This window comes from Vibrio chemaguriensis (genome assembly GCF_012275705.1).
Classification (GTDB): domain Bacteria; phylum Pseudomonadota; class Gammaproteobacteria; order Enterobacterales; family Vibrionaceae; genus Vibrio; species Vibrio diabolicus.
Map to the genome: position 1 here is coordinate 135,856 of NZ_SHOE01000012.1, position 15,184 is coordinate 151,039.

The following is a 15,184-nucleotide window of genomic DNA, read 5'->3' on the forward strand; positions in this document are numbered from 1 at the left end:
TTTGCGACCCTTTTTTGTACCTAAAGCTTAGAGTGAACTAACTCAGCCATCATTTCTATATGAAGCTCACTATCGTTCAAACAAGGAATGTAGGTAAAGTTTTCACCACCTGCTTCAAGGAAAATCTCTTTACACTCTTCCGAGATTTCTTCCAACGTTTCTAAACAATCCGAAGAGAATGCTGGTGTCACTACATTGATATTTTTTACCCCTTTTGCAGGAAGTGCCTCTAGGGTTTTATCGGTATAGGGCTGTAACCACTCTTCTCGGCCAAATCGAGACTGATACGTCATACCTATCTGTTGCTCGTTTAACCTTAACGCTTCAGCGAGTAAGCGAGTCGTTTCTTCACAGTGCTGAGGGTAAACATCTCCATTATCAGCGTAACGTTTTGGAATACCGTGATAAGAACATAGCAAGTAGTCTCCCTTACCATACTCTTGCCAATGTTCACGAACTGAATGCGCTAACGCTTCAATGTATTTCGGGTGATTGTAGTAATCCCGAATAAAGCTAAAGCCCGGTATCACGGGCAGGTTTTTAAACGCTTTAGTGATTCCGTCAGAAACCGCTGCCGTTGTTGTGCCCGAGTATTGCGGATACAAAGGTAAAACGATGACTTCCCCTACCCCTTGAGCCAACAGCGCTTCAAAACCTGATTGCAAACTTGGATTTCCATAAGTCATGCCAAGTTCGACTGGCATATCAAGCTTTTGAGCCAACTTTTCTGTTTGACGCTTAGAGTACACCATCAGTGGTGAGCCCTCTTCCATCCAAACTGATTGATAGAGTTTAGCAACCTTGGGAGCTCGGATTGGAAGGATAACGCCGTGCAATAGCGGACACCAAAGCCATCGAGTCATGTCTACCACTCGGTGATCATGAAGAAACTGACTTAAAAAGCGCTTTACGGCAGGAGCGGTTGGTGCGTCAGGAGTACCCAGGTTCACGAGGAGTACACCCTGTTTATTATTCTCTTTCATAACATCCTATTCATGGTAAACGGCTTGGTTCATATACTTAAATAGCCTCACAGCACTGCATCGCTGCAGCTTGAAGTTATTTAGATATATGTTTACGAGTAAACTAAAAAAAGCGACCACTTGGGTCGCTTTCAATATATCAAAATATTAAATTTTTGACTTCAGCAAATTAAGAAAGTGCTTTCTCGATATCTGCACTAACTTCAGCTACTTGCTTAGTACCATCAAACTTAAGGTACTTAGTGTTGCCTGCTTCAGCTTCTTTACCGTAGTAGTTGATTAGTGGTGCAGTTTGCTCGTGGTAAACACCTAGACGTGCACGTACTGTTTCTTCTTTGTCGTCATCACGAACAACAAGATCTTCACCAGTTACGTCATCTTTACCTTCCACTTTAGGTGGGTTGTAAACCACGTGGTAAGTACGACCAGAAGGAAGGTGAGCACGACGACCTGCCATACGCTCAACAATCACATCGTCAGCAACGTCAAATTCGATAACGTAGTCTACATCAACGCCCATTTCTTTTAGGCCGTCCGCTTGAGGAATAGTACGTGGGAAACCATCCAGTAGGAAACCGTTCGCACAGTCTTCTTGAGCGATACGCTCTTTGATAAGACCAAGGATGATTTCATCAGAAACTAGCTGACCAGCGTCGATAACAGCTTTAGCTTGTTTACCAAGCTCTGTACCTGCTTTGATAGCAGCACGAAGCATATCACCAGTAGAGATTTGTGGAATACCGTATTTTTCCATGATGAAGTTTGCTTGTGTGCCTTTACCTGCACCTGGAGCACCTAGAAGAATGATGCGCATGATTTATCCTCTTTAATATTTAAGATTTATACCGAAGCTCACAATAGCTGGGCTTCTTAGACATCAAACCCGAGAAGCACTCGCAACGATAAGTTTCGGTATAACGTATATAGGCGAGCAAAAATACACGCCTTATTACTCACATTCAAGTCGCAGATTCTATCACAGGTTCGCCGCGCAAAGAGTGTATTAAGACTAAAGAATGTTAACGATACCCTCTTTCACGCCCTATTGATTATTAACTCAACACCTGAGATGCAAAATTTTGCGACAACAAACAAAAAGCTCGCGAAATGCGAGCTTTTTGATGTACTGAGGTTATTACACCTTAGTCAAAAGTTTATTAACAGCTCCTAAGAACTCCGTTGGGTCCTCAATTGAGCCTCGCTCTGCAAGCATTGCTTGACCAAGCAGGACTTCTACCCAACGACCAAATGCCTCTTCATCCGCTTCGTCAGCCATGCGCTTAACCAGCTCGTGCTCAGGGTTTAGCTCAAAGATGTACTTCACTTCTGGCACTGCCTGACCCGCCGCTGCAAGAAGCTTCGCCATTTGAGTGCCCATTTCGTAGTCGTCCGTTACCACAACAGCAGGTGTAGACGCGAGTTTAAAGGTCGTACGAACTTCTTTCACACGATCGCCTAGGTAAGACTTCGTGCGTTCTACAACCGACTTAAACTCTTCTTCAGTTTCTTTCTGCTTCTCTTTTTCTGCTTCATCTTCAAACTGACTTAGATCGAGCCCAGCTTTTGTGATTGACTGGAACTGCTTACCATCAAACTCAGTTAAGTAGTTCATCAGCCACTCATCAATGCGGTCGTACATCAAGATAACTTCAATGCCTTTCGCTTTGAACTGCTCTAAGTGAGGGCTGTTTTTCGCAGCTGCATAGCTGTCTGCCGTCAAGTAGTAGATTTTATCTTGACCTTCTTTCATGCGCTCAACGTAAGCAGCTAGACCCACGGTTTGCTCCGCAGAATCCACTTCAGTTGAAGCAAAGCGCAATAGGCCTGCAACTTTCTCTTTGTTTGCGAAGTCTTCTGCCGGCCCCTCTTTCATCACAAGACCAAACTCTTTCCAGAATGATTGGTATTTCTCTTCATCATTCTTTGCCATGCGCTCTAGCATCGTTAGCACACGCTTAGTACAAGCATTACGTAGAGATTGAGTCACTTTGTTATCTTGTAAGATCTCACGCGATACGTTAAGTGGCAGATCATTGGAGTCTATTAAACCTCGTACAAAACGTAGGTAAGACGGCATGAACTGCTCTGCATCGTCCATAATGAACACGCGTTGTACGTACAGTTTCAAGCCTGATTTGTGGTCGCGGTTCATCATATCCCATGGCGCTTTAGATGGGATGTAAAGCAAGCTCGTGTAATCGTTTTTACCTTCTACACGGTTATGGCTCCAAACCAATGGATCGGCAAAGTCATGTGATACGTGCTTGTAGAACTCTTGATACTCTTCATCTGAGATATCCGATTTATTACGCGTCCACAGTGCTTGAGCTTTGTTGATTTGCTCCCACTTCTTCTCATCCGTTTCTTTGCCTTCGTCATCGCGAACAACAGTTTGGATTGAAACTGGGATGCCAATGTGATCCGAGTACTTACTGATCACATCACGTAGACGCCATTCATTTAGGAATTCTTTACCTTCTTCACGCATATGAAGAATGATGTCAGTACCACGCGATTCTTTAGTGATGTTTTCGATGGTGTACTCACCTTCACCGGCTGAGTGCCATTGTACTGCTTCATCAGCGGCTAGGCCCGCAGCACGAGTACGTACGGTGACGGCATCAGCAACGATAAACGCCGAGTAGAAACCAACACCAAACTGACCAATAAGCTGAGAGTCTTTGCTCTGCTCTTCAGACAGTTTCGAGAAAAACTCTGCGGTCCCGGATTTTGCAATCGTACCCAGGTGCTCGATCACATCATCGCGGCTCATACCGATACCGTTATCAGAAATGGTTAAGGTATTTGCGCTTTCATCAAACGACAGTTTCACGCAAAGATCTGCATTACCTTCATATAAGTCTGGGTTAGATAGCGCTTGGAAGCGCAGCTTGTCCGATGCATCTGATGCGTTAGAAATCAGCTCGCGCAAAAAGATCTCTTTATTTGAATAAAGAGAATGGATCATTAAATGCAGTAGTTGTTTTACTTCTGATTGAAAACCACGAGTTTCTTTGTTTTGAGATACGGTTTCGCTCATGTGTGCTCCATAACATCTAAACTAATTGGCTTTTTCATGGAGATAAGTTTGTGACTTTCCCCTTGAAATTACCTTACTGAGATGTCATTTAACATGTGGCTGACAAATGTAAATTCAAGGTCAATATTGCTAAAAACGGTGTTTTTTTAGAAAAATTTAATTATCCTACCAGCCTAAAAGCATCTAAAATGTCGTGCGCACTCCATGCGCTTCGGTAATTTTGTGACATAAATCACTATAATTACAACATCATCCATCTAAGAAGAACTAAATGACTAACATCGGCACCAAATTTCTACTTGCTCAAAGGTTCACCTTTGATCCAAATAGTAATTCGCTCGCTGACCAACAAAACGGCAACGACGTTGTACGATTAGGAAGCAACGAAAGCCGTATACTTCTGATGTTGGCAGAGAGACCAAACGAAGTTTTAACCCGTAACGAGCTTCACGAGTTTGTTTGGCGTGAGCAAGGTTTTGAGGTGGATGACTCAAGCCTGACTCAAGCGATCTCTACTCTGCGTAAGATGTTGAAGGACTCAACAAAATCTCCAGAGTTTGTTAAAACGGTTCCTAAACGCGGTTATCAACTCATTTGTTCAGTGGAACGCTTAAGCCCATTATCTGCTGACTCTAATACTGACGTTGAAGAAGCCACTTCTGAAAATGAAGCGCACGCTGCGGAAATAGAAACAAGTGACGCGCCGTCAACAGAAGCGGCGGCAGACACCACGACTGAAGTAGAGCCTCAAGTAGAACTACCTAAGGCACAGCCAAAACCAGCAGCCAACACGAATAACTGGCTGCCGCGTATGATCGTTCTTTTGTCTCTGCTGCTTCCTATTTGTGTATTGCTCTTCACCAATCCTGCAGAATCCCAATTCCGTCAGATTGGCGAGTATCAAAATGTACCTGTGATGACGCCAGTGAACCATCCGCAAATCAATAGTTGGTTGCCGTCCATTGAGCAGTGCATTGAACGCTACGTAAAATACCATGCAGAAGATTCAATGCCGGTAGAAGTGATTGCTACAGGTGGCCAGAACAATCAGCTAATTCTGAACTACATTCATGACAGTCAACATTCATATGAGAATGTGACATTGCGTATTTTCGCTGGTCAAAATGACCCAACCGATATCTGTAAATAAGGAGGCCAGAATGAAGATAAAATTAGCATCTGCGGTTTTGGCCGTATCCGTTCTTTTCAGTGGTTGGTTATATTGGGGTAGCGACCTAAAAGTGGAACAGGTCCTCACTGCCAATGAGTGGCAGTCAACCATGGTGACGGTCATTACAGACAGCTTACCTGACGATCCTGTCGGCCCACTGCGTCGTGTTAATGTTGAATCAAATGTGAAATATCTCCCTAATGGAGACTATATTCGCGTAGCAAATATCAAACTATTCGCTCAAGGTTCAACGGCAGAATCCACGATTAATATCTCGGAAAAAGGGCGCTGGGAAGTCAGTGACAACTATTTGTTGGTTTCGCCTTCTGAGTTTAAAGATATTTCATCTTCTCAATCAAAAGACTTCTCCGAAGCACAGCTACGTTTGATCACTCAAATCTTTAAGCTTGATGCCGAGCAAAGTCGCCGTATTGATGTCGTGAACGAAAAAACGCTATTGCTCACTAGCTTGAACCACGGTTCTTCGGTGCTGTTTAAAAACTAACTTTGATTTGATGATAAGGGGGCAAGACGCCCCCTTTATTTTGCTTATGGATTGGCTAGATACCCTCACCCTCTTTTTCGGCTCACTTATCGCCAATACTCTGGCTTCGCTTTCTGGCGGCGGTGCAGGCTTACTTCAATTCCCTTTGCTCATCTTTCTCGGCTTGCCATTCTCGGTTGCGCTGGGGACACATAAAGTGGCTTCCGTCGCTTTAGGCTTAGGGGCAGCAAGCACACACTTAAAAGCAGGCACAATTAAGTGGAAGGTCGCGCTCTACCTTATAGTCTCTGGCAGCATTGGCGTAGTCTTAGGGGCGAACTTAATTGTCCAAATACCTGATGGTATGGCGGAAAAAATGCTAGGGAGCATGATTCTCGCGCTCGGCATCTATTCACGATTTAAGAAATCGTTAGGCCAAGAAGAAATAATACGTAACCGTCACCCAATCGGTTGGGTCATCGGCGGTGTCGGACTAATGCTCATCGGTATCATCAATGGGTCGCTGACCGCAGGTTCTGGTCTGCTCGTGACATTATTTTTAGTTCGCTGGTTTGGGTATAACTATAAACAAGCCGTTGCTTACACCATGATTTGTGTCGGCCTGTTTTGGAATGGCATTGGAGGCATTGCCGTCGTCCAAGCTGGCGCTCCGATACATTGGGCTTGGTTGCCTGTTTTATTGTTAAGCTCATTTCTAGGCGGCAGTTTAGGCGCATGGGCCGCGACTAGATACAGCAACCGAGTGATTAAAATTGCATTCGAAATTCTCACGTTTTCCGTGGGTATCAAGTTGCTAGTTTAAACCGATTAAAAGGAAAGTTTCATGGATAAAGCAATCATTGATATTTATTACTGCCGCCAATGCAACTGGATGTTGCGTTCAACTTGGCTATCGCAAGAACTACTGCATACTTTTAGCGAAGAAATAGAAACGATCAGCTTACACCCAGATACGGGTGGTCGCTTCGAAATTTTCTGCAATGGCCAGCAAATTTGGGAACGGACAAAAGACAGCGGCTTTCCTGAAGCAAAGGTGCTAAAACAGCGCGTAAGAGACATTATCGACCCAGAACGCGATTTAGGACATTCAGACACAAAATAGGGAGCAATTCGCTCCCTATATTTTACTTAGTAAAACCGTTAAATCATGGTTTGTGCTAATACTTCGCCTTCTGGCGTTTTTACCGTTAGCGTATTGTCTTCTAAAGTACCAAAGCTTCTTGGTAAACCATTACGTGGAAATGTCATCGAGCCTGGGTTAAATATAATGGCCCCATCTTGCATCTCTGCGACAGGAACATGCGTATGACCGTGGGCGATGATATCACCTTCACGCAGTGGCGGCCGTTTTTCAGAGTTATACAAGTGACCATGAGTCAAAAAGATTCTCTTGCCAGATTCAAGTAGCACCCACGAGTAATCCATCATCATTGGAAACTTCAATAGCATTTGGTCCACTTCACTATCGCAGTTACCACGCACAGAAATAATTTGCTCACTGTATTGGTTCAATAGCTCCGCCACCTGCGGTGGGTTGTAACCTTCTGGAATCGGGTTTCTTGGCCCGTGGTTTAGCGTATCCCCCAACAAAATCAGGTGCTCCGCACCAGAGGCTAAAAATAGCTCAATAGTTTCTTTAGTTGCTGGCAAAGAGCCATGCAGATCTGAGGCAAAAAATAGTTTCACGACATCGTCTCCTCACAAAGTACGAGGTCATTCTACGGCATTTTTATGACAGCTCAACCAACGACTACTGATAGCGCAATGATTCAATGACCATAGGCAAAATATAGAACCATGCTGCATACGCAGTTCCAACCAACACCAGTATCCAAAACATCATCGACATAAATTTTGACTTAGCTAGGTGGTGCAGCGGGTCTGGCTCTCCGCATCCTGGGCATGCGTGAGCGCGCTTTGAGATTTGTTTCTCACACACAGGGCAAGAGACTAAAGGCATGATACAAATTCCTCGACAATAGACTTAGGGCGCAAAGAATAATGGTGAACTAACACATATGCAACCTAACATATATTAAATATTTTAGTTCTTTGTAACAGTCGCTGACTTGAGAAAAAATGCGTTGATTTTTCATTTATATCAACCCATTACACTTCTTCTCGCACCATGCCATTGATGACAATATTGTTATAACTCACCATGCCAATGACCTCCCCATCTTCAATGACCGGAGCTCGGCTAATGCCAAATCGTTCAAATAGGCGCGCACAATATTTCACATTCATATCAGGGTCGACACACAAAGCGGGCTTGGTCATGATCTCATAAATATTCGTGCGCTGTGGAGAGCGATTATTCGCCAGCACCTTTTTGGCGATATCATTCATCAAGACGATGCCATATTCATCGTTGTCATCTCGCTTTTTCACCACCAGCGCTTTGACTTGGTATTTTTTAGCCAACGTTATGCCTTCATAAACTGTCATTAGCCCATCAACCATGACATAAGTAGCCGCCATTACATCTCGAACTCTAATTATCGTTTGACTGCTCATAACTCATCCTCGACCACTTTGGTCAACGTCTCTACTTGATGCGCGACACCGACTGCATCCTCAATATCGATCTGAATAGCAATGCCCTGCCCCGACTCTCGGTCGAACTCACCAACTTCATTGATGGTTTCTAATATGTGTCGAGAAAGGTGCTCCTCAACGACAAACAGCAGCACATCTTTTTGTACTTCCAGCGTTAAGCCAAAAAACGTTCGCTTTTGATTTAAACCTTGCCCGCGAGCATTGTTAATCACTGTAGCACCGGTCGCACCAGCATCGCGTGCAGCGTCCAGTACCTTGTCTGTTTTGCTGTCTTCAACAAACGCAAGTATCAATTTAAAGCGCATTTTCTTCGTCCTCCGAGACATCTTTATTCAGCCATTGGGTTATTTGCGCATAGCCCATCACAGAGATCATAGGAAACAGACTGGCAAAAGCGATCAAGCCAAAGCCATCAATCATTGGGTTTCTTCCTGGGACGGTAGAAGCAAGCCCCAGCCCTAATGCGGTTACAAGCGGAACAGTGACAGTAGAAATCGTGACGCCTCCAGAATCGTAGGCGAGTGGAACAATAAGCTTTGGCGCATAAAACGTTTGAATCACAACCACGATGTAACCCGCAATGATGTAATAGTGAATAGGGTCACCGACAACAATCCGATAGCTCCCTAGCGCGATGCCAATGGCTACCCCAAATGCAACGGCCACGCGTAAGCCGTTAATACTGATGCTGCCACCAGAAACTTGGTTTGCTTTTATCGCTACAGCGATTAGAGAAGGCTCAGCAATCGTGGTACTAAAACCGATAAAAAAGGCGAAGGTATACACCCAATAGTAGTCGACCCACACTAAGGCTTTTCCCACAGAGACTTTAAACTCTTGTAAAAATTCCGGTGCCGTCAGTTGCACGGCCATGGTCTCTCCGAGCGGAAACAGAGCCATTTCTAATCCGAGCAAAAAAAGAGCGAGCCCAAGAATCACATAAACAAACCCAAGCAAAACCTTCTTAAGGTTGTTAACTGGACGCCTTAACACCGCTAACTGAAAACCAAAAATAATGCTGGCGATGGGAATGACATCTCGAACGGTCGATAATAAAGTGTCTAGGAAATGTTCAATTGAAATCATGTTACGACCATTCCGTAAACCATCACAAACATCATCGGTAGAAGCGAGGCAAAAGCGATTAAACCAAAACCATCCACCATGGGGTTGCGCCCTTTAATCGCCGATGCTAAACCAACCCCTAGTGCAGTGACCAAAGGCACGGTGATAGTCGACGTCGTCACACCTCCAGAATCATAAGCAACGCCAATAATGGCTTCCGGTGCAAACCACGTCAGGACTACAACGCCGACGTAGCCGCCGATGATCATGTAATGAATTGGCCACCCTTTTAAGATGCGCAGAACGCCAATAACGATGGCGATCCCCACAGAAAGTGCCACCGTTACTCGTAGCCCTTGTCCATAGTCCTGCATGGATTGCTCTGAGTTTGTGATCATCCCTCCTTCTGCCGCAACTTCTGATGCTTCTTCTGCTACGGCCGTTAATGCTGGCTCTGCGATCGTGGTGCCAAACCCCAAACAAAACGCAAAAACTAACAACCAGAACACGCTACCTTTTTTTGCAAAGGCTTGAGCCATACTCTCTCCGATAGGAAAAAGACCAAGCTCTAGACCAAAAATAAAAAACGTTAACCCTAAAACCACAAGCAATAAGCCAAAAAGAATGGAGATGAGATTAGGAAGTGGCTCTTGCAAAACAACTAATTGAAAAAAAGTGATAACAACAACGATGGGTAGCAGATCGCGAGCACTATTAAGGAGCGCTCGAAAAAGAGCAACAAATGCTTCCATACCTATCCTCCTTGATGGTGCAAACTGATTACGCTTTTTCCGTTAGCGATGTTTTTAGTCTGGCATAGATTTAGTTCTCCTACCGTGAACGAATTAGCGCCATGCATAACATTTAGTTACATTTTTTCAATATGTGAAGTCAGTAGCCTCGCTACAGGCTTGCCACTATCCTAGAAATAATAGTCGTGAGATGATCAAGCTCAGCACAAAACGACTATAATGTTCTAATACCTGTACATTCAAAGAGATAACATGAAGATATTACTCACAGGTGGCACTGGGTTTATTGGTTCGGAGTTGCTCAAGCTGCTATCCACTCACCAAGTTATGCTACTTACACGCTCTCCAGAGCATGCAAAACAACGCCTCCAACATGCTGATTTGGGTAATATCGAATACCTTGACTCGCTTGAGTCATTCGCCGATCTCAATCACATTGATGCCATAATTAATCTTGCGGGTGAGCCTATCGCAGATAAAAGATGGACCAGTGAGCAGAAAGAAAAAATCTGCAAAAGTCGCTGGAAAATTACCGAACAAATCGTTGAGCTGATTCACGCCAGCACAGAACCTCCCGCTGTTTTTATTAGTGGCTCGGCCGTTGGTTACTATGGCGATCAACAAGACCACCCGTTTGATGAGTGCCTGCATGTTAACAGTGAAGACTTTCCTCACGAAGTTTGTGCAAAGTGGGAGCAAATAGCCAAACGCGCAGAGTCTGAACAAACACGTGTTTGTCTATTGCGAACTGGCGTAGTACTCGGCCTTAATGGCGGGGCTTTGGCGAAAATGCTCTTACCTTACAAACTTGGTGTAGGCGGCCCGCTCGGGAACGGTAACCAGTACATGCCTTGGATTCACATTCTGGATATGGTCCGCGCCATCATGTACTTGCTTGAAACACCACATGCCCACGGTGCGTTCAATATGTGCGCACCTCACCCTGTGACTAACCGTATCTTTAGCGGTACGTTGGCAAAAACGCTCAAACGACCACATATCTTGTTCACGCCTAAATGGGCAATGGAACTCCTAATGGGTGAATCTTCCTGTTTATTGTTCGATAGCATGAGAGCCAAACCCAAAAAGCTCACCGAACTTGGCTTCAAATTTAGCTACTCCAGAATAGAGCCAGCACTCAAGCACTTGCTTCATGACCGGAGCTGATGAATGATCACCTCATTCAATGTTGCTTGAGGCTTAATTTATGAAAAAGTCGATTCTTATTACGGGTTGCTCAACCGGTATCGGTTACGTGTGCGCTCACGCCCTGCAAAACGAGGGATTTCATGTCATAGCATCTTGTAGGAAAGAGCAAGATGTCCAACGTCTAATTAATGAAGGGCTAACCTGCATCAAGCTAGACCTAAACAGCCCTGAAAGTATTTCTTCGGGCGTAAAGCAAGCATTAGAGCTAGCAGAAGGTAAGCTTTATGCCGTGTTCAATAATGGTGCCTATGGCCAGCCCGGTGCATTGGAAGACTTGCCCACCGAGGCTCTTCAAGCTCAATTTCAGACCAACTTTTTTGGTTGGCACCAGTTAGTCAGAGAAGTGCTTCCTCACATGCGCATACAAGGCGAAGGTCGCATAATACAAAACAGTTCTGTTCTTGGCTTTGCTGCAATGAAATACCGCGGCGCCTACAATGCGTCAAAGTTTGCCCTAGAAGGCTGGACTGACACACTACGGCTAGAGCTTGCGGATACGAATATCAAAGTGGCATTGATAGAACCTGGGCCTATCGAAACTCAATTTAGAAACAATGCATTAAAAGCCTTCGAGAAGTGGATTGATATTGAATCCAGCCCTCACCGCCTCGCCTATGAAGGACAAAGAGAGCGACTCAACAACGACAAATCTAATAATCGATTTGTTTTACCTGCAGAGTCCTGCGTCGCACCTGTTCTTCATGCATTAACTAGCACTTCACCTAAAATTCGCTATCGAATTACTACGCCGACTAAATTATTCGCAATCTTGAAAAGGTTATTACCAACCCGTGTACTTGATAAAATTTTGCGACAGGCTGCATAAAAAAGTTTTGTCGAAATGTAATTTCACCGTAACAATGTGATGTCATTATGAACATGCAGGTTAAAAAAACCTCAACCAAACGAATCAATTTCTACGCAATTCAGCGGGGATTCTTTCGCCTAAAGTGATTGAGTTGCTTAGATTTGGTATCGCCACCCATTACGTTTTGTAGCAATGTTTTTACTACTGCGAGGCAACAATGACATTAAATCAGCTTAACTGGCTTAGTGTGGGTGTAGTGTTGACCATGTTCATCCTATTTTGATACCGCACTAACAAATAGCATTAGAACTGCGCTGCTTCGGCAGCGTTTTCTTTTTGCCTTACACCTATTCAGCAGTAACACTATTCTCTTACCGCATCCTTTCACAAAATAGAATGATTCATTATTGATGACGATTAGCAACCATCGCTTGAATTTCCCTTAAATCAACTCCATATCTATTATCAACGACAAGACACAAAGCAAGGATACTCTGATGCAATCCCCATTTATCGTTGAGATAACAGAACAGAACTTTCGCGAAACTCTTGAAGGATCAATGAACACGCCCGTTCTGATCCACTTTTGGGCCAATGCTCAACCAGAAAGCGCACAGATACTCCCTGAGTTGCAATCTCTTGCTCAACAGTACAACGGTGCATTTACGCTTGCTTTATTAAATTGTGAAGATCAGCCGGCTCTAGCGTCTCAATTTGGTGTGCAAGTATTGCCAACTATCGCGCTGTTTATAAATGGTCAAGCCGTCGATGGATTGGGTGGCCCTCAGCCAATTGATGCCATTGCAACCATGCTACAAAAGCATTTGCCAAGCCCAGATGAACAGCTATTAAAGCAAGTCAGTGAACTTCTTCAGCAAGGTGAACATGCTCAGGCTTTAAGCATCATCCACACTTTGCCGCCAGAACTGCAAGAGCGTGGCGATGTGAAACTCGCGATGGCTGATTGTTTATTAGAAACCAAACAATTTGATGTCGCCCAAGAGCTACTGAACGCTATCCCTCTTGAGTATCAAGATAACTACTACAAGAGTCTAATAGCCAAGCTCGAGCTGCATTTGCAGGCTGCAGATAGCCCTGAGTTACAACGACTAGAACAAGCATACGCAGCAGACATGGCAAACTTCGAACTTGCTTGTGAATTGGCGGTACAGTACAACCAAGTGGGTCGTGATGAAGAAGCGCTGGAACTGCTGTGGAATATTCTTAAAAAAGACTTGGGCGCCCAAGACGGTGAAGTGAAGAAGACTTTTATGGATATTCTCAGCGCGCTAGGTCAAGGCAACGCATTAGCAAGCAAATATCGCCGTCAGCTGTATTCGATTCTGTACTAACTCGCTGAAAAGCGAAACTTCAACTAAAGGCCGGATATTCCGGCCTTTGTTATATAAAAAACCAATAACCTCTTAAGGTTCTCAGAACTTCAATTGTCTATTGTCTATAAATAGGTAAAAATGAATCGGACATTATGCACTTAAGGGAATAACTCATGCCAATTGATTCACTGATTACCATCGGTATTTTCGTCGTTCTTGCTGTAGTTATCTTATCTTCAGCCATTAAGACGGTGCCACAAGGAAATAACTGGACAGTCGAACGCTTCGGACGCTACACCCATACGCTAAAACCCGGCTTAAACTTGATCATCCCATTTGTTGATAAGATAGGGCAAAAAGTCAACATGATGGAGCGCGTTCTTGATATTCCAGCGCAAGAAGTTATTTCAAAAGACAACGCTAACGTGGTTATTGATGCGGTCGGATTTGTTCAAGTCATCGATGCTGCCAAAGCGGCTTATGAAGTCAACGATTTGGAACATGCCATTAGAAATTTAACTCTCACCAATATCCGTACCGTTTTAGGCTCAATGGAGTTGGACGAAATGCTGAGTCAGCGTGACATGATCAACTCCAAGCTGCTGGCAATTGTTGACCAAGCCACCAACCCATGGGGTGTAAAAGTCACACGAATTGAAATAAAAGATGTCCAGCCACCATCCGATCTAACGGCGGCGATGAATGCTCAAATGAAAGCCGAGCGAAATAAACGTGCGGAGATTCTCGAAGCAGAAGGGGTACGCCAAGCTGAAATTTTAAAGGCTGAAGGTCATAAGCAATCGGAGATATTAAAAGCTGAGGGCGAAAAGCAGTCTGCTATTCTCCATGCTGAAGCTCGTGAACGCGCCGCACAAGCAGAAGCAAAAGCGACTTATATGGTTTCTGAAGCGATTGCCAAAGGCGATATGCAAGCAGTCAATTACTTCATTGCTCAGGGCTATACCGAAGCGATCAAAAGCATTGGTCAAGCCGAAAACGGCAAAATCATTATGCTTCCATTAGAAGCGACCGGACTAATGGGCTCGGTTGCAGGGATAGCAGAGATGTTTAAACAACAAGATAAAGAATAACTTATGGACTTTTTCAGTTTGCTGGAAGGCGTCTCTTTCTGGCATTGGCTAGCCTTCGGTTTTGCACTTCTAGCGGTAGAGCTACTTGGGACTGCGGGATATTTTCTCTGGCTCGGAGTTTCTGCACTTATCGTTGGGGCACTAATGACCGTTTTGCCAATGAGCTGGCAATTACAATGGCTTTGCTTTGCAAGTTTCAGCTTAATCACCACTTGGTTATGGTGGCGACGACAATGGTCTCAAGACAAGAAAGAAGACCAAGAAAGAGATCTGAACCAAAAGTATAAGCAGTTAATCGGACGCACACTTACCATTGAAGAGGACTTTTCTGTTGGGCTCAATCGTATCAAGGTTGCCGATACCACGTGGTCGGCACAGTCGGATCAAGCACTTCCAGCAGGAACGCGCGTTAAAATAAAAGATATCGATGGTATTATTTTAATCATTGAGCCTGATTCTAAGTAATTTATGCCAAAGTAATGGGGCAAACTATGCTCCACTACTTTAATCTAAACAACCGCTTTCATTTCATTGATTTAATTAAAATCGAACAAAAAATAAGTAGTAGAAATATTATTAATATCCTACCCTCTTCTTCCAATTATTTAATTCTTCATCATACGATAATCAATAAGATAGAAATATATCGATATAAATTATCTTTCTA

18 protein-coding genes are annotated in these 15,184 nt (G+C 44.1%); 9 read left to right on the forward strand and 9 right to left on the reverse strand.

Translation table 11 applies throughout. From position 1 onward, the window contains the following. Positions 1-20 precede the first annotated feature (20 nt). The 3 genes from hemH to htpG form a co-directional block, all read right to left on the reverse strand. Positions 21-983, reverse strand: a complete 963-nt coding sequence (gene hemH, locus EX191_RS13260; RefSeq protein WP_193447888.1) for a ferrochelatase — start codon at positions 981-983, stop codon at positions 21-23. Between the two features lie 169 nt (positions 984-1,152). Further along, complete coding sequence (gene adk / locus EX191_RS13265; protein WP_005393061.1) at positions 1,153-1,797, reverse strand: adenylate kinase; 645 nt, start codon at positions 1,795-1,797, stop codon at positions 1,153-1,155. Positions 1,798-2,118: 321 nt separating this feature from the next. Continuing rightward, positions 2,119-4,023, reverse strand: coding sequence for a molecular chaperone HtpG (gene htpG / locus EX191_RS13270; RefSeq protein ID WP_005393063.1), 1,905 nt, complete (start codon positions 4,021-4,023; stop codon positions 2,119-2,121). A 271-nt stretch (positions 4,024-4,294) separates the two neighbouring features. On the opposite strand from htpG, the gene EX191_RS13275 reads away from it, so the two are divergent. From EX191_RS13275 to EX191_RS13290, 4 genes are read left to right on the forward strand one after another with little or no spacing between them, the layout of a single operon-like run. Continuing rightward, on the forward strand, positions 4,295-5,173 hold the full coding sequence (locus EX191_RS13275) for a transcriptional regulator (RefSeq protein WP_005393065.1): 879 nt from the start codon (positions 4,295-4,297) through the stop codon (positions 5,171-5,173). Between the two features lie 10 nt (positions 5,174-5,183). Beyond that, positions 5,184-5,699 (forward strand): transmembrane regulator ToxS, encoded by a 516-nt coding sequence (gene toxS, locus EX191_RS13280; RefSeq protein WP_005393067.1) that lies wholly within the window; start codon positions 5,184-5,186, stop codon positions 5,697-5,699. 46 nt (positions 5,700-5,745) lie between these two features. After that, positions 5,746-6,501, forward strand: a complete 756-nt coding sequence (locus EX191_RS13285; protein ID WP_193447889.1) for a sulfite exporter TauE/SafE family protein — start codon at positions 5,746-5,748, stop codon at positions 6,499-6,501. Positions 6,502-6,522: 21 nt separating this feature from the next. Next, positions 6,523-6,801 (forward strand): Rdx family protein, encoded by a 279-nt coding sequence (locus tag EX191_RS13290; protein ID WP_170892673.1) that lies wholly within the window; start codon positions 6,523-6,525, stop codon positions 6,799-6,801. Between the two features lie 38 nt (positions 6,802-6,839). Here the strand turns inward: EX191_RS13290 and yfcE are convergent, their stop codons facing one another. The 6 genes from yfcE to EX191_RS13320 form a co-directional block, all read right to left on the reverse strand. Continuing rightward, positions 6,840-7,385, reverse strand: a complete 546-nt coding sequence (yfcE, locus tag EX191_RS13295) for a phosphodiesterase (RefSeq protein ID WP_046874268.1) — start codon at positions 7,383-7,385, stop codon at positions 6,840-6,842. 64 nt (positions 7,386-7,449) lie between these two features. Then, on the reverse strand, positions 7,450-7,659 hold the full coding sequence (locus EX191_RS13300; RefSeq protein WP_193447890.1) for a hypothetical protein: 210 nt from the start codon (positions 7,657-7,659) through the stop codon (positions 7,450-7,452). Between the two features lie 149 nt (positions 7,660-7,808). Continuing rightward, positions 7,809-8,216: a CBS domain-containing protein gene (locus tag EX191_RS13305; protein WP_005393075.1), complete on the reverse strand. Its 408-nt coding sequence runs from the start codon at positions 8,214-8,216 to the stop codon at positions 7,809-7,811. Beyond that, positions 8,213-8,563 (reverse strand): P-II family nitrogen regulator, encoded by a 351-nt coding sequence (locus EX191_RS13310; RefSeq protein WP_005382084.1) that lies wholly within the window; start codon positions 8,561-8,563, stop codon positions 8,213-8,215. The genes EX191_RS13305 and EX191_RS13310 overlap by 4 nt, the downstream gene beginning before the upstream one ends. After that, positions 8,553-9,344, reverse strand: a complete 792-nt coding sequence (locus EX191_RS13315) for a DUF1538 domain-containing protein (RefSeq protein ID WP_193447891.1) — start codon at positions 9,342-9,344, stop codon at positions 8,553-8,555. Before EX191_RS13315 ends, EX191_RS13310 begins: the two co-directional genes overlap by 11 nt. Further along, positions 9,341-10,075 (reverse strand): DUF1538 domain-containing protein, encoded by a 735-nt coding sequence (locus EX191_RS13320; RefSeq protein WP_046874270.1) that lies wholly within the window; start codon positions 10,073-10,075, stop codon positions 9,341-9,343. The genes EX191_RS13315 and EX191_RS13320 overlap by 4 nt, the downstream gene beginning before the upstream one ends. Positions 10,076-10,327: 252 nt before the next feature. On the opposite strand from EX191_RS13320, the gene EX191_RS13325 reads away from it, so the two are divergent. The 5 genes from EX191_RS13325 to EX191_RS13345 all read left to right on the forward strand — a co-directional run bounded on the left by EX191_RS13325 (position 10,328) and on the right by EX191_RS13345 (position 14,982). Continuing rightward, positions 10,328-11,242, forward strand: coding sequence for a TIGR01777 family oxidoreductase (locus tag EX191_RS13325; protein WP_145532369.1), 915 nt, complete (start codon positions 10,328-10,330; stop codon positions 11,240-11,242). A 40-nt stretch (positions 11,243-11,282) separates the two neighbouring features. After that, positions 11,283-12,110, forward strand: a complete 828-nt coding sequence (locus tag EX191_RS13330) for an SDR family oxidoreductase (protein ID WP_182019099.1) — start codon at positions 11,283-11,285, stop codon at positions 12,108-12,110. A 479-nt stretch (positions 12,111-12,589) separates the two neighbouring features. Beyond that, positions 12,590-13,444 carry a co-chaperone YbbN gene (locus EX191_RS13335; RefSeq protein ID WP_048626123.1) on the forward strand — a complete coding sequence of 285 codons (855 nt, stop codon included), beginning with the start codon at positions 12,590-12,592 and terminating at the stop codon, positions 13,442-13,444. Between the two features lie 155 nt (positions 13,445-13,599). Further along, positions 13,600-14,517 (forward strand): SPFH domain-containing protein, encoded by a 918-nt coding sequence (locus tag EX191_RS13340; RefSeq protein WP_005393087.1) that lies wholly within the window; start codon positions 13,600-13,602, stop codon positions 14,515-14,517. Between the two features lie 3 nt (positions 14,518-14,520). Beyond that, the gene (locus tag EX191_RS13345; RefSeq protein WP_005393089.1) at positions 14,521-14,982 is read left to right on the forward strand and encodes an NfeD family protein; all 462 of its coding nucleotides are present in this window, start codon (positions 14,521-14,523) and stop codon (positions 14,980-14,982) included. Positions 14,983-15,184: the final 202 nt, after the last annotated feature.

Coding starts and splice junctions, on each gene's coding strand:
- hemH (WP_193447888.1), bottom strand. CDS start 983: ATGAAAGAGAATAATAAACAGGGTGTACTCCTCGTGAACCTGGGTACT.
- EX191_RS13315 (WP_193447891.1), bottom strand. CDS start 9,344: ATGATTTCAATTGAACATTTCCTAGACACTTTATTATCGACCGTTCGA.
- EX191_RS13325 (WP_145532369.1), top strand. CDS start 10,328: ATGAAGATATTACTCACAGGTGGCACTGGGTTTATTGGTTCGGAGTTG.
- EX191_RS13320 (WP_046874270.1), bottom strand. CDS start 10,075: ATGGAAGCATTTGTTGCTCTTTTTCGAGCGCTCCTTAATAGTGCTCGC.
- EX191_RS13335 (WP_048626123.1), top strand. CDS start 12,590: ATGCAATCCCCATTTATCGTTGAGATAACAGAACAGAACTTTCGCGAA.
- EX191_RS13300 (WP_193447890.1), bottom strand. CDS start 7,659: ATGCCTTTAGTCTCTTGCCCTGTGTGTGAGAAACAAATCTCAAAGCGC.
- EX191_RS13345 (WP_005393089.1), top strand. CDS start 14,521: ATGGACTTTTTCAGTTTGCTGGAAGGCGTCTCTTTCTGGCATTGGCTA.
- EX191_RS13310 (WP_005382084.1), bottom strand. CDS start 8,563: ATGCGCTTTAAATTGATACTTGCGTTTGTTGAAGACAGCAAAACAGAC.
- EX191_RS13340 (WP_005393087.1), top strand. CDS start 13,600: ATGCCAATTGATTCACTGATTACCATCGGTATTTTCGTCGTTCTTGCT.
- EX191_RS13275 (WP_005393065.1), top strand. CDS start 4,295: ATGACTAACATCGGCACCAAATTTCTACTTGCTCAAAGGTTCACCTTT.
- EX191_RS13285 (WP_193447889.1), top strand. CDS start 5,746: ATGGATTGGCTAGATACCCTCACCCTCTTTTTCGGCTCACTTATCGCC.
- adk (WP_005393061.1), bottom strand. CDS start 1,797: ATGCGCATCATTCTTCTAGGTGCTCCAGGTGCAGGTAAAGGCACACAA.
- toxS (WP_005393067.1), top strand. CDS start 5,184: ATGAAGATAAAATTAGCATCTGCGGTTTTGGCCGTATCCGTTCTTTTC.
- EX191_RS13305 (WP_005393075.1), bottom strand. CDS start 8,216: ATGAGCAGTCAAACGATAATTAGAGTTCGAGATGTAATGGCGGCTACT.
- EX191_RS13290 (WP_170892673.1), top strand. CDS start 6,523: ATGGATAAAGCAATCATTGATATTTATTACTGCCGCCAATGCAACTGG.
- htpG (WP_005393063.1), bottom strand. CDS start 4,023: ATGAGCGAAACCGTATCTCAAAACAAAGAAACTCGTGGTTTTCAATCA.
- EX191_RS13330 (WP_182019099.1), top strand. CDS start 11,283: ATGAAAAAGTCGATTCTTATTACGGGTTGCTCAACCGGTATCGGTTAC.